The 12688-nt window shown below is 55.2% G+C and carries 14 protein-coding genes; 5 read left to right on the top strand and 9 right to left on the bottom strand.

Annotated features, from left to right (window positions below; genetic code table 11):
• Window positions 1-373: 373 nt before the first annotated feature.
• The 9 genes from ureG to DK510_RS12120 all read right to left on the bottom strand — a co-directional run bounded on the left by ureG (window position 374) and on the right by DK510_RS12120 (window position 5749).
• A complete protein-coding gene (ureG, locus tag DK510_RS12155; RefSeq protein ID WP_109312321.1) occupies window positions 374-1003 on the bottom strand; it encodes an urease accessory protein UreG in 630 nt (209 codons plus the stop codon).
• Complete coding sequence (locus DK510_RS12150; protein WP_234999050.1) at window positions 1000-1665, bottom strand: urease accessory protein UreF; 666 nt, start codon at window positions 1663-1665, stop codon at window positions 1000-1002. Before DK510_RS12150 ends, ureG begins: the two co-directional genes overlap by 4 nt.
• Window positions 1637-2089 carry an urease accessory protein UreE gene (locus DK510_RS12145; protein WP_109312319.1) on the bottom strand — a complete coding sequence of 151 codons (453 nt, stop codon included), beginning with the start codon at window positions 2087-2089 and terminating at the stop codon, window positions 1637-1639. Before DK510_RS12145 ends, DK510_RS12150 begins: the two co-directional genes overlap by 29 nt.
• A 28-nt stretch (window positions 2090-2117) precedes the next feature.
• Window positions 2118-2342: a DUF1127 domain-containing protein gene (locus DK510_RS12140; protein ID WP_109312318.1), complete on the bottom strand. Its 225-nt coding sequence runs from the start codon at window positions 2340-2342 to the stop codon at window positions 2118-2120.
• A gap of 121 nt (window positions 2343-2463) precedes the next feature.
• On the bottom strand, window positions 2464-4224 hold the full coding sequence (ureC, locus tag DK510_RS12135; RefSeq protein ID WP_109312317.1) for an urease subunit alpha: 1761 nt from the start codon (window positions 4222-4224) through the stop codon (window positions 2464-2466).
• Entirely contained in the window at window positions 4199-4531 is a 333-nt protein-coding gene (locus DK510_RS12130) for an urease subunit beta (protein WP_058276343.1), read from the bottom strand. Before DK510_RS12130 ends, ureC begins: the two co-directional genes overlap by 26 nt.
• Entirely contained in the window at window positions 4528-4689 is a 162-nt protein-coding gene (locus DK510_RS22800) for a hypothetical protein (RefSeq protein ID WP_160116506.1), read from the bottom strand. The genes DK510_RS12130 and DK510_RS22800 overlap by 4 nt, the downstream gene beginning before the upstream one ends.
• An 18-nt stretch (window positions 4690-4707) precedes the next feature.
• On the bottom strand, window positions 4708-5010 hold the full coding sequence (locus DK510_RS12125) for an urease subunit gamma (RefSeq protein ID WP_058276342.1): 303 nt from the start codon (window positions 5008-5010) through the stop codon (window positions 4708-4710).
• A 1-nt stretch (window position 5011) separates the two neighbouring features.
• Entirely contained in the window at window positions 5012-5749 is a 738-nt protein-coding gene (locus DK510_RS12120; protein ID WP_255414872.1) for an urease accessory protein UreD, read from the bottom strand.
• 474 nt (window positions 5750-6223) lie between these two features.
• On the opposite strand from DK510_RS12120, the gene urtA reads away from it, so the two are divergent.
• From urtA to urtE, 5 genes are read left to right on the top strand one after another with little or no spacing between them, the layout of a single operon-like run.
• On the top strand, window positions 6224-7504 hold the full coding sequence (urtA, locus tag DK510_RS12110) for an urea ABC transporter substrate-binding protein (RefSeq protein WP_109312314.1): 1281 nt from the start codon (window positions 6224-6226) through the stop codon (window positions 7502-7504).
• A 59-nt stretch (window positions 7505-7563) separates the two neighbouring features.
• Window positions 7564-9516 (top strand): urea ABC transporter permease subunit UrtB, encoded by a 1953-nt coding sequence (urtB, locus tag DK510_RS12105; protein WP_109312313.1) that lies wholly within the window; start codon window positions 7564-7566, stop codon window positions 9514-9516.
• Between the two features lie 3 nt (window positions 9517-9519).
• The gene (gene urtC, locus DK510_RS12100) at window positions 9520-10749 is read left to right on the top strand and encodes an urea ABC transporter permease subunit UrtC (protein ID WP_109312312.1); all 1230 of its coding nucleotides are present in this window, start codon (window positions 9520-9522) and stop codon (window positions 10747-10749) included.
• Window positions 10746-11486: an urea ABC transporter ATP-binding protein UrtD gene (gene urtD, locus DK510_RS12095; protein ID WP_109312311.1), complete on the top strand. Its 741-nt coding sequence runs from the start codon at window positions 10746-10748 to the stop codon at window positions 11484-11486. Before urtC ends, urtD begins: the two co-directional genes overlap by 4 nt.
• A 3-nt stretch (window positions 11487-11489) precedes the next feature.
• Entirely contained in the window at window positions 11490-12185 is a 696-nt protein-coding gene (urtE, locus tag DK510_RS12090; RefSeq protein WP_109312310.1) for an urea ABC transporter ATP-binding subunit UrtE, read from the top strand.
• Window positions 12186-12688: the final 503 nt, after the last annotated feature.

Here is a 12688-nt window from a genome sequence, read left to right as displayed (position 1 = left end):
CATTGAGATGAATTCTGGGAACGACTGCTCCGAGCCCAAAACAAACGTCGCAATTTCGCAACTTGCGTGCCCTAAACGGAGAAATTTCTGCAAAGGCACGAACGACCAAGACGCAGCGCAGCAGCGATGCCGAACTTTCGCGCATCAGGCAGAAATATCTGATGGCGGAACCAGCGTAGCGCGTAACAAATCGGCCCCGAAGAATGGTATGGTTTCGGATAGTTGTCTAGCTTGGCTAGAGCATTTTGTATACGTACAGCCGATGAGTGGAGACAAAACCTAACACCCAGACTAACGTTGAAATGAAAGATTGTACTTTCGGCCTCTCCAATCGGGTTTAGGTGCCGACAATTTCGCATCTTCGTTCCGGGAGCTAAGACACTTCTGAAATCATTAACCCCCCTTGCTTCACCAGGAGGTCAACAATTGCACTAACCCCCTCTTTGTGACGAAGGGACGTGAACAAAAAAGGCCGTCCTTTGCGCATTATGGCTGCATCTCTTTCCATGACCTCCAATGAAGCGCCAACATGCGGCGCCAGGTCGGTTTTGTTAATGACCAGGATGTCGGATTTTGTAATTGCTGGTCCGCCTTTTCGCGGGATTTCCTCTCCAGCGGCGACGTCGATCACATAGATTGTAAGGTCTGCGAGTTCCGGGCTGAAAGTGGCCGACAGATTGTCGCCACCGCTTTCGATCAGAACGATATCAAGATCTGGATGGCGTTCCTGCATTTCAGCGACAGCGGCAAGGTTTATCGATGCATCCTCGCGGATTGCTGTATGTGGGCAACCGCCCGTTTCGACGCCGATAATCCGATCTTGGGGAAGGACCTGCATGCGCACCAGCGCTTCGGCATCCTCCTGCGTATAAATGTCATTGGTGATGACGCCCACTGAACAAGCATCGCGCAGGGCTTCAGACAAGGCAGCGGTCAATGTGGTCTTTCCGGCTCCAACCGGACCACCGATGCCAACGCGAAGAGGGCCGTTCATACTGCTCATGTTCGGAATATCCTTGAATACTGTGTTTCGTGTCTCATCGACGCGATGTCCGTCAGGAACGCAGTCGAACTTAGTTCTTCTAAACCTGCCAATTGCGCCTTTTCGACGATATGAGCACATAGCGGTGTCAAATTACGGATTAGTTTCTGCGCGTCGGTTTGCCCCAGCGGCACAAGACGCGTTGCGCAAGCGACCAAGTTGCTTGCGAATGCTTGTAGATACATCTTCGTCGTCAGCAGTAGGGGGAGGTTTTGCAGAAGCGCGGCGTGACCTACTGAAACTGGGTAGGAAAGCTGTTGGATGTCTAAATCCCAGACATCTCCTGTGACAGTCCCGAACGCCTGTCCCAGCAGTTCGGTTTCCATTTTCCTTTCGGATGACGCGCAGATAGCCTGTGCCTTGGCATCGATGCTAAAAAGTTCATCTTTGTCCCGCGCGTTGTATGCGGACACCACGAACAGAGCATCATTCCATCCAGATCCGTGTTCCAGCGCATCTGAAATCCAGTCTTCGGCGTCTTGGGAGCTGGCGACCGCTCCTTCGTCAATTGCAGCTTCCAACCCATGAGAATAAGCAAAGCCCCCCACAGGGTATGCCGGAGACAACCACTGGGTCAGCGTCAGGATATCGGCGTCAGTGGGCGTGGCCATGTGTCCTGCCATGGCCATAGGCTCCGCCTTCGGGGTTGAACGGTTCGTGCACCTCGCGCACTGTGGCTCCGATTTTCAAAAGCATGTCTCGGATCACATGATCGACCTGGATCAGCAGACGATCCTTTTCGATCTGGCACGGCGTGTGGCGATTGCCGATATGCCACGCGACGCGTGTCAGGTCCGAAGCGGAAACCTCTAGCAGTGCTTCGGGTGCAGCCTGTATTTCCACTTCGCGACCGTCGTCCAGAACCAACGTGCCACCGTGGTTCAACGAGGTCGTTTGCGACAGATCGACGAGAATTTGTTCGCCACTTTCACAGGTCAGAACCTTGCGACGCAAAAACCGATCGTCATAAGTCAGCGACAGGCAATCTGCGGAGTCGCCGTGCATATGATCCGAGTAACGGCGTGCGGTGCAGAGAAGGGCGGTCATACCGTCGCCTCCTCTGGAGCAGAAATGGTCAGAGCCAGATTGAATCCGCAAACACCCGGTGCACGATCCGTTCGCGTGATAGGCCGCGTTTTTTCAACTCTTCGTCGCTGAGCGATTGCAGGAATTCGACTTGCCGAACGCGTGATTGAGCTTCGGCCACACTGATCAGAGCCCCGTAGACTGATGCTGCGATGGACGCGATCAGACCGGGCAGCGAAAAGCGTGCGTGAGATTGTGTTGCTGAGTGTGCCATTTGGACCCTCGTAAACGTTGGTCCTCCCTTGGGCATTAATATCTGTCATATCGGCCTCACTTTGAAGTGGGTGTTTGGTCATTTCTGGGTTGCGCGCGGTGCAATGCAGCGTAATTTTTAGTCAGAACATAAAGTATCGCTGTGCCATTGGCAGCACTTCGGCGGGTTGGCAGGTCAGCAATTCGCCATTTGCCCGGACTTCGTAGGTTTCTGGATCAACTTCGACATGAGGTGTCGCGTTGTTGAGCAGAAGATCCTCTTTGCCAATCTCTCGCGTGTTTTGGACAGCGACGGTCTGCTTTGCCAATCCAAGTGTATCACCGATCCCGTCCGCCAGCGCGGCTTGCGAAACAAAGGTGATGGCCGAGTTTTCAACGGATCGACCATAGGCACCGAACATTGGCCGACTATAAACCGGCTGCGGGGTAGGAATCGAAGCATTCGGATCACCCATCTGTGCACAAACGATGGTGCCGCCCAGCAAAACCATCTCAGGCTTCACTCCAAAAAAGGCAGGGTCCCATAGGACGAGGTCGGCGCGTTTTCCTTCCTCGATACTGCCAATCTCGTGGCTGAGGCCATGGGCTACGGCAGGGTTAATCGTGTACTTGGCGATGTAACGGCGAACGCGCAGGTTGTCGTTGTCACCGGATTCCTCCGACAGACGGCCTCGCTGTTTCTTCATCTTGTCAGCGGTTTGCCACGTACGGATCAACACCTCGCCAACACGGCCCATAGCCTGACTGTCGGACGCGATGATGCTGAAGGCGCCCATGTCGTGCAGGATATCTTCAGCCGCGATGGTCTCACGCCGGATGCGGCTTTCAGCAAAGGCCACGTCCTCGGGGATGGATTTATCTAGGTGATGGCAGACCATCAGCATGTCGAGATGTTCCTCTACCGTGTTCACCGTAAAGGGTCGCGTCGGGTTGGTAGAGGAGGGTAGGACATGGTCCTCACCGCAGATTTTGATGATGTCGGGGGCGTGGCCGCCGCCCGCGCCTTCGGTATGGAAAGCGTGGATAGTACGGCCCTTTATCGCGGCAACTGTATTTTCAACAAACCCGGATTCGTTGAGCGTGTCGGTGTGGATCATCACCTGAACGTCCATCGCATCAGCGACCGAAAGGCAGCAGTCGATAGCTGCCGGGGTCGTGCCCCAGTCCTCGTGCAGTTTCATCGCACAAGCTCCGGCTCTGACCTGTTCCTCCAGAGCAGCGGGAAGCGAAGCGTTGCCCTTACCCGCAAAAGCAAGATTCATGGGAAAAGCATCTGCCGCCTGCAACATCCGGCCGATATGCCATGGGCCCGGTGTGCATGTGGTCGCCAGAGTGCCATGTGCCGGGCCGGTGCCACCACCAAGCATGGTTGTCAGGCCAGAATGCAACGCGTCCTCTATCTGCTGAGGGCAGATGAAGTGTATATGGCTGTCGAACCCGCCAGCCGTCAGGATGCGACCCTCGCCAGCGATGGCCTCGGTGCCGGGGCCGATGATGATGTCTACACCGGGCTGCGTATCCGGATTTCCGGCTTTGCCGATCTTGGCGATGCGCCCGTCCTTTAGGCCGACATCCGCCTTGTAGATACCCGAGTGATCCACGATCAGAGCATTGGTGATCACCGTGTCCACGGCGCCTTCGGCGCGCGTGGCCTGTGACTGCCCCATCCCATCGCGAATGACTTTGCCACCACCGAATTTAACCTCTTCACCATAGACATCTTCGCGGTGGCCGGTCTCGCTGAAACGCGCAGTCGTTGCGCGCTCCACGATCAGGTCTTTTTCTACTTCGATGATCAGATCGGTATCTGCCAATCGTACTTTGTCGCCGACCGTGGGGCCGAACATGGAGGCATAGTCACTCCGACTGATCTTGCCCGGCATCTTTCAAAGCCCCCATGATATGCATATTGAAACCGTAGATGTGCCGGCGCCCCTCAAATGGCACCAGCATAACTTCGCGAGTTTGCCCTGGCTCAAATCGCACCGCAGTGCCCGCCGGGATGTCCAGCCGCATACCCAAAGCTGCATACCGATCAAAATCCAGAGCCGGGTTTGCTTCGGAAAAATGGTAGTGGCTGCCGACCTGTATTGGTCGGTCGCCGGTATTTGCAACAATAACAAGACGGCTGCTGCGTCCTGCGTTCAGCGTCAGTGAGCCTTCGGCTGGAATAATCTCACCCGGGATCATTTCGGCAGCTTCAAAATCACGGTAATGGCGATGACCGCAATCAAAGCCAACCCAACTGCGAGCGCGGCGTAATCACTGCCATGGGCGTGAACTTGGGTATCCGAATGGGCCATGGCCGGACCAGTCAGAATGAGAGCAGGAAACAGCATACGGTTCATGGGTGACTCCTTTGGAAATTAGCGAATGGGGTTGTGGACAGTCACAAGTTTTGTGCCATCCGGGAAAGTGGCTTCGACCTGTACCTCGTGGATCATCTCGGGCACGCCTTCCATGCATTGGTCACGGGAGATCACTTCAGCCCCGGCTTGCATCATGTCCGCGACCGAACGGCCATCGCGCGCGCCTTCGACCACGGCGTCGGTTATCAACGCAATGGCCTCGGGGTGGTTCAGCTTAACGCCGCGGGTCAGCCGTTTTCGAGCGACCTCGGCGGCCATGGCGACCAGCAGTTTGTCTTTTTCTCGAGGGGTCAGGTTCATGTCAGAGCATCCAGCATCGGGGTAAAGTGTCTTTGTTCAGTCGGCGTAGAACTGGTATCAGCGTTCGCCGCAGAGCAAAGCTGTTGTCCGCCAGAATGCGAATGACCAATAGGTCTTTCCGGATCAGGGTTGCACCGGCGGTGTCCGGTAGCATTTCCCGGACAGGTTTTAGATGACCTTCGGCGGAACTCGACGCTAAGACGATTAGCGCCATCGCCCCTGCGCCGTTCGCAATATGCGGCTTGGACAAATGTGTATGCCAATCACCTGAGAACCTGATCGCCTCGAGAAACACTGGCGTGTCCTCGCGGCAAATCTCGATTCTATCGCGCAAGCGGATGCCGGTCAGCGTCTCGCCCATGGCAATGCGCCCAAAGACCAGCGGCTCGACCATCAGCATTTCAGCATCAAGCCCCATGTCGATCCTGAGGCGTCGGTCCAAAGCACTGCCGTTGTACAGGATGGTTTCCTGCGGCAGCCAGTTCAGCCGAGCGCCATCCTCAACCGTCAAATGGTTTGTAATCTGGCCCCATTCTTTGGGCTGGGCGTTGTAGGCGCGCTCGCAGGCTTGTGTCGTCAAAGTCAGCGCCGTGCATTTTGCTGCCTTGCAAGAAAATCGGAATGAATCGCCTCCGGTCACGCCGCCCGCCGTGTTCAGAAGAACCGCATCAAGATCAGGTGGGATCGTTCTGGGGAACAGGCATTTAAAGGACCCAGACTGGCGAAATCTGTCCAGCACAGTTCTGTTGCCCAATTGCTTGGTGCTTAAGCTGACAGTGCCTGCAGCACGTGGCGGTACCGCGCTGTGCGTGGGCAATATGGCTACGACTTGTGTAATAGGGCACCTTTAGCGCGTCGTTTGGTGCCACCTGTTTCTCTATTGAAGTGTCGGAACACTAATCTGCAGTGTCGAAATCTGCTTATTTCCACATCGTGTGGCTAAATTTTAGACAGCAACGTCCGACTTAGATGAAAAAATATGCGCTTCTCGCCGATTTCCCAAATTGGGCTAAAGGTAAGTTGCCAACCTTGCTGCAATGCAGAAACCGTATGGGTGCCACCGCGGAAATGACCCGGGGGGTGTGTGACGGCTGCGCGAATTGGACCTCGAACACAACCGCCACACGGAACGCAACAACAGTTGCGGGGATCAGGTAGAAGAAGAGTGTGCCTTTGCGCAAGCTCTCTCTCCCGGCCCCGCCAGGAGGATTACATGAAATCGCTCAAATCCACGCTCGCCGGATCGGTTGTCTTTGCTGCCATAGCCACCGCTGCCTTGTCTGCCGAAGACACGATCAAGGTCGGAGTGTTGCATTCGCTGTCCGGCACGATGGCAATCTCGGAGACTACTCTGAAAGACACCATGCTGATGCTGATCGACCAGCAAAACGCCAAAGGTGGTCTTTTGGGCAAGCAGCTTGAGGCCGTTGTTGTGGATCCCGCATCGGATTGGCCGCTGTTCGCGGAAAAGGCGCGTGAGTTGCTGACCGTCCACGAGGTGGATGTGATCTTTGGTAACTGGACTTCGGTCAGCCGCAAATCAGTACTGCCAGTGATCGAAGAGCTAAACGGTCTACTGTTCTATCCGGTTCAGTATGAGGGCGAAGAAAGCTCTAAAAATGTCTTTTACACCGGTGCGGCCCCGAACCAGCAGGCGATCCCTGCGACTGATTATTTCCTGGAGGAACTGGGGGTTGAGAAATTCGCTCTGCTCGGCACGGACTATGTCTATCCCAGGACCACCAACAATATTTTGGAAAGCTACCTTAAGCAAAAGGGTATTTCGGACGCGGATATCTTCGTCAACTACACCCCCTTTGGCCATTCTGACTGGTCCAAGATAGTATCTGACGTCGTCGCACTGGGCGAAGATGGCAAAAAGGTTGGTGTGATCTCGACCATCAACGGAGACGCCAACATTGGTTTCTATAAAGAACTGGCCGCAGCTGGTGTTTCGGCAGATGACATTCCTGTCGTGGCCTTTTCGGTTGGTGAGGAAGAACTGTCCGGTCTCGATACCGCGAACCTCGTCGGTCACTTAGCGGCTTGGAACTATTTCCAGTCGGCGGATACTGATGTAAATGCCGAATTTGTCGAAACCTGGAAAGCCACCATGGGTGACGAACGGGTGACCAACGATCCTATGGAGGCGCATTTTATCGGCTTCAACATGTGGGTGAATGCCGCGACCGAAGCCGGCTCGACCGAAGTAGACGCTGTGCGCGCCGCCATGTACGGGCAGGAATTCCCGAACCTGACCGGAGGTACTGCTGTGATGTTGCCGAACCACCATCTGGCTAAGCCGGTTCTGATTGGTGAGATTCAGGAAGACGGCCAGTTCGACATCATCAGCGAAACGGACGTTGTGCCGGGCGATGCATGGACCGACTTCCTGCCTGAATCGGCAGTGCTGAAATCGGATTGGAAAGATCTCGGCTGCGGTATGTACAACACCGAGACCGAGAGCTGCGTTCAGACTTTGTCGAACTACTAAATCGTACGCAAGGTGGGTGTGATCGCCCGCCTTGCCCAAAGACACGCGGGTTTCACCACATGTTAAGACTATTCCTTGCGGGCCTGGCAATTCTCTTCGCCTGCCTGAACGCCAACGCGCAAGAGGGTGGCCTGCAGCCGATCTTGCAGGATCATCAGGAGATCATTGTCAAAAGTTCGCGCAAGACGATCAAACCGGCGATTGATGCGCTTGCCGCCAGTGGGCTGCCGCAAGCGCAGGCGATGCTTGAGACATGGGTCGCCAAAGACATGTGGATGCGCAAGTCTGACGGTCTGTTCTTTGCCGGAACAAAGGCCGAAGGGCGGTTGTACCAACTGACCGATTTCGACACGGGTGAAGTGGTCGGCACGTTTGAGAAATCAGACTTGAAGCAATTGAAACCCAACAGCGGTGTCCGCGCTATGATCGGGACAGCTCTGGTGCAGTTTCAGTTGACCGACCCGGATCGAAAGAAGCGCCTAGCCGCACTAAAGTCCATTCAACGTGATCCCGAGGGCGCACTGCTCGAACCTCTTCGTGCCTCGATCGAGGATGAGCCAGATGTGGATTTGAAGGCCCAGAAGCAACGGCTCGAACGGCTGCTGACGATTGGATATGACGAAGACGTTGCGGCCCGCGTGGCTGCAATTGAAGTAATGTCTAACGATCTGGGTGTCGACGTTCGCGCGGCACTGAACCCGTTAGTCGTGACCTCACGAAAGACCGCTGCGGACCTGCCATCGGATGTTAACGTCGCCATCATTCTGGAACCCGGTTCAGAGGCCTTGTCGCGGGATGACGCATACCACCTTTTGGTCGCGAGTGCCTTGGCTGCGCCCGTTGTATTGCCTGACGACATCCGCTTGGCTTTGGCTGCGAACATTGATGGTGGCCGCGTAGGGGGGGTCCCGGTCGCGCAACTGAACAACAATACTGCGCGCGCGCAAGCCTACAGCACTCTGGCCGAAGCCGGAATCGTGCCTGCGTTGGTAACTGAGGCGGATATCGACACCGCGCTGGGTGCGCATGTGTTCTTTGAGACTTATGCCGAGCCGTCCATCGAAGTAACCGCCGCTGCCGAAAAAGCGCTAAAGAAGATCGAACTGAAAGTTGGCCTAAACCAAACGTTCGACCTGACGTTGGACGCGGTCTCTCTGGCCTCGATTTATTTCCTAGCCGCAATTGGTTTGGCCATCACTTTCGGAGTGATGGGTGTAATCAACATGGCCCATGGCGAATTCATCATGATGGGCGCCTATACGGGCTATGTCGTTCAGCAGTACGTCCCCGACCATACGGTATCGATCATCGTTGCCATCCCAATGGCCTTCGCCGTCACGTTTGCCATGGGCGTCGCCATGGAGCGCCTGGTGATCCGTTGGCTTTATGCCCGCCCGTTGGAAACACTGCTGGCGACCTTTGGTTTCTCGATTGCCTTGCAGCAACTGGCAAAGAACATCTTTGGTACACAGGCCCGCCCTTTGACTGCTCCGGGTTGGCTGGACGGTGCCTGGGTGATGAACGATGTGGTTTCGATCAGCTATATCCGCATTGCGATCTTCGTGCTGGCGCTGATTTTTCTGGGGCTGTTCCTTTACATCATGAAACGGACAAGGCTGGGGCTTGAGATGCGCGCGGTCACGCAGAACCCGCGCATGGCCGGATCAATGGGTATCAACCCGGGGCGGGTGAATATGCTGACCTTCGGTCTCGGCTCCGGCATTGCTGGGATCGCGGGTGTGGCCATTGGCCTGTTCGCCAAAGTCACATCGGATCTGGGCAACGACTACATTGTGCAAAGTTTCATGACCGTGGTTGTCGGTGGTGTCGGCAACATCTGGGGCGCGCTGGCAGGCGCGGGGATGATCGGGTTCCTGCAAAAAGGGATCGAGTGGATGAACCCGTCGAATACCCTCGCGGCGCAAACCTACATGATCATCTTCATCATCATTTTCATCCAATTTCGACCGCGAGGCATTATTGCCCTCAAAGGTCGCGCGGCGGGGGATTGAGTTATGGAACGTAGTTTTGTTGCTAAGAACCCATCTGTGCTGGTCTTTCTGACCATCCTGTCGCTGCTTACGCTGGGTGTAACTGTTCTGTCCGAAGGGTTCGGGATCGGTGTGATCTCAACCAGTTTCGTCAAAACGCTGGGCAAGACCCTGTGCCTGTGTTTGATCGCTGTCGCGATGGACCTGGTTTGGGGATTCACCGGCATTCTATCACTAGGCCATTTCGCTTTCTTCGGGCTCGGTGGCTATATGATCGGCATGTGGCTGATGTACGAACGCACTCGGCTGATCGTGGTCGAGTCATTGTCACAAGCCGACATCCCGCCAACGACTGCCGAAGTTGTGGACGCCATCGGCACTCAGATTTTCGGCGTAGTTGGATCATCCGAATTCCCGCTGATCTGGGCGTTTTCGCACAGCTTGACGCTGCAGTTGATACTGGTCGTTGTGGTGCCTGGCCTGCTGGCACTGATTTTTGGCTGGCTGGCCTTCCGCAGTCGAGTAACGGGCGTCTATCTGTCGATCCTGACGCAAGCAATGACGCTGGCTCTGGCTTTGTATCTGTTTCAGAACGACAGCGGGCTGCGCGGCAACAATGGCTTGTCCGGCTTGCAGAACCTGCCCGGTGTCACTGTCTCTCAAGACGTTGTTTCGCTCTGGTTCCTATGGGCTTCGGCTTTGGCGTTGGGACTGGGTTACATGCTTGCGGCATGGATCGTGTCGGGCAAGTTCGGCTCAGTCCTGCGTGGCATTCGAGACAACGAGGCGCGGGTTCGGTTCCTCGGCTATTCGGTCGAAGCCTACAAGTTGGCTGTCTTCACCCTGACGGCTTGCATCGCCGCAATCGCGGGTGCGCTGTATTATCCGCAGGCCGGCATTATCAACCCCGAGGAGATGGCCCCCATCGCCTCAGTCTATCTGGCCGTCTGGGTCGCCATCGGCGGGCGGGGCCGCTTGTACGGCGCGGTCATCGGCGCGGCTTTTGTCAGCCTGCTGAGCACCTGGTTCACTGGCGGGCAGGCCCCGGATATTCCGCTTGGCTTTTACACGATCAAATGGGTCGACTGGTGGCAAGTGCTGCTGGGTGTTTCGTTTGTGCTGGTCACGCTGTTTGCTCCGCAAGGTATCGGAGGTTTGTTCGACTTGTATACCAACCAGCGTCATCCCGATCGGCATGGTGCCAATCTGGGACCCGATGAAGGCGCTTTGCGTGAGAAAGAGGCTAGCCTATGAGCACCTTGTTAGAGGTAAGTGGCGTATCGGTTACCTTCGACGGGTTCCGCGCCATCAACAACCTGTCCTTCCAGATTGGTGACGCAGAACTACGCTCCGTGATTGGCCCGAATGGTGCCGGCAAGACTACGTTTATGGACATCATCACCGGCAAGACCCGACCAGATGAGGGGCGGGTCATATGGGGTGAAAAGTCCGTATCTTTGTTGGATATGACCGAGGCAAAAATCGCGCAGGCGGGAATCGGGCGGAAGTTTCAGAAGCCTACGGTTTTTGAGGATCAGTCCGTGCGCGATAATCTACTAATGGCGCTAAAGAAAAATCGTGGCTGGGTTGGTGTGCTGCTTTACCGTCCGTCCAAAAGTGATTTGCAGAAGGTCGAGGACCTGGCCACCGAAATTGGGCTGTATAAGGAACTGAGCCGGAAGTCAGGTGAACTGAGCCACGGGCAGAAGCAATGGTTGGAAATCGGCATGCTGCTTGCGCAGGACCCACGTCTGCTGTTGGTTGACGAACCCGCCGCAGGCATGACTCCGCAAGAGCGCGAACATACCACAGACTTGCTAGTTCAAGCTGCAAAGAGCTGCGCGGTTGTGGTCGTTGAACATGACATGGAATTTGTCAGGCGCCTGAAATGCAAAGTCACGGTTTTGCATGAAGGATCCGTGTTAGCCGAGGGCAGCCTTGATCACGTGACATCAAATCAGGACGTCATCGACGTCTATCTGGGGCGCTAGAAAATGTTGAAGCTGACCGATCTGACTTTGCACTATGGGCACTCGCAAATCCTAAATGGGATTTCCATGGAAGCTTTACAGGGTGAAGTAACGTGCGTCATGGGGACCAACGGTGTCGGAAAAACCAGCCTGATGAAGGCAATCTCAGGGGCGCATCCCCGTTCCGGTGGCGAACTGGAGCTTGACGGAAAGCAAATGGGTATTTTGCCTGCTCATCAGATGGCCTGGAAAGGTGTGGCATATGTCCCCCAAGGCCGCGAAATTTTCCCGTTGCTCACGGTTCGAGAAAATCTGGAAACAGGCTTCTCCTGTCTGCCTGCCAGCGAACACTTCGTCCCAGATGATATTTTTGACATGTTCCCGGTCCTCAAAAAAATGCAGAACCGGCGCGGGGGCGACCTTTCTGGCGGGCAGCAGCAACAGTTGGCCATCGCACGTGCACTGATCACAAGACCGCGCCTGCTGCTGCTGGATGAGCCAACCGAAGGTATTCAGCCGAACATAATCCAACAGATTGGCGAAGTGATCCGGCACCTCAGAAAGACGAGCGGAATGGCAATCGTCTTAGTCGAGCAGTATTTCGACTTCGCATATGATCTTGCTGACAGGTTTGTTGTGTTGCGACGTGGAGAAATCTTGGTCAAAGGCTCACGAGATGACCTGACGCGTGATCAAGTGTTGCAGGCCGTAACAGTTTAGCACTGCTCGGTGTAGTTGGCTTCGAATTAGATTCATGAAGCCCAAATCACGTTCTGCACTGAAGCTGGGGACATGGTTTGATCCTCCCAATACGTTCAAAAATGAAATGCTTAGTTTTGAGATACTGTCGTTCGATGCCTCTTGTCTTGATGGGTGTGTACTATCAGACAGATCAACTGGCTTCGTGTACTACTGACGTTCAAATTGGGCATTGTCAGAGGAACCCGGCTTGAGGCGGGCAGGGGGTTCAGTAGCTACGTGGGATGACAAAACCCAATCCATTTCGCTACTTCAAAACCAGCCCAGAGATCATTCGCCTACCCGCCCCCAAGAGGACGTTTGACAAATACGCGCATACGTTTTCGTTAAGACCGAAGCAAAAACGCGTGAGGGTAGCGCGCTTAGGTTCGCCTGCGAAGTTTAATCTACTTGCAGATCGGCAATTCAAGTGGCGGTTGTTTGGGCAAGGAAGCTCTCCAACTGTTTATGATCGGTTGGAGGCT

This window comes from Ruegeria sp. AU67 (assembly GCF_900312795.1).
In the GTDB taxonomy this organism is placed as follows: domain Bacteria; phylum Pseudomonadota; class Alphaproteobacteria; order Rhodobacterales; family Rhodobacteraceae; genus Ruegeria; species Ruegeria atlantica.
The sequence above is the reverse complement of the archived record's forward strand: the minus strand, read 5'-3'. Positions and strand labels throughout refer to the sequence as shown.

Coding starts and splice junctions, on each gene's coding strand:
- urtB (WP_109312313.1), top strand. CDS start 7,564: ATGTTAAGACTATTCCTTGCGGGCCTGGCAATTCTCTTCGCCTGCCTG.
- ureG (WP_109312321.1), bottom strand. CDS start 1,003: ATGAGCAGTATGAACGGCCCTCTTCGCGTTGGCATCGGTGGTCCGGTT.
- urtC (WP_109312312.1), top strand. CDS start 9,520: ATGGAACGTAGTTTTGTTGCTAAGAACCCATCTGTGCTGGTCTTTCTG.
- DK510_RS12125 (WP_058276342.1), bottom strand. CDS start 5,010: ATGAACCTGACCCCTCGAGAAAAAGACAAACTGCTGGTCGCCATGGCC.
- urtD (WP_109312311.1), top strand. CDS start 10,746: ATGAGCACCTTGTTAGAGGTAAGTGGCGTATCGGTTACCTTCGACGGG.
- DK510_RS12145 (WP_109312319.1), bottom strand. CDS start 2,089: ATGACCGCCCTTCTCTGCACCGCACGCCGTTACTCGGATCATATGCAC.
- urtE (WP_109312310.1), top strand. CDS start 11,490: ATGTTGAAGCTGACCGATCTGACTTTGCACTATGGGCACTCGCAAATC.
- urtA (WP_109312314.1), top strand. CDS start 6,224: ATGAAATCGCTCAAATCCACGCTCGCCGGATCGGTTGTCTTTGCTGCC.
- ureC (WP_109312317.1), bottom strand. CDS start 4,224: ATGCCGGGCAAGATCAGTCGGAGTGACTATGCCTCCATGTTCGGCCCC.
- DK510_RS22800 (WP_160116506.1), bottom strand. CDS start 4,689: ATGAACCGTATGCTGTTTCCTGCTCTCATTCTGACTGGTCCGGCCATG.
- DK510_RS12130 (WP_058276343.1), bottom strand. CDS start 4,531: ATGATCCCGGGTGAGATTATTCCAGCCGAAGGCTCACTGACGCTGAAC.
- DK510_RS12150 (WP_234999050.1), bottom strand. CDS start 1,665: ATGGCAGGACACATGGCCACGCCCACTGACGCCGATATCCTGACGCTG.
- DK510_RS12140 (WP_109312318.1), bottom strand. CDS start 2,342: ATGGCACACTCAGCAACACAATCTCACGCACGCTTTTCGCTGCCCGGT.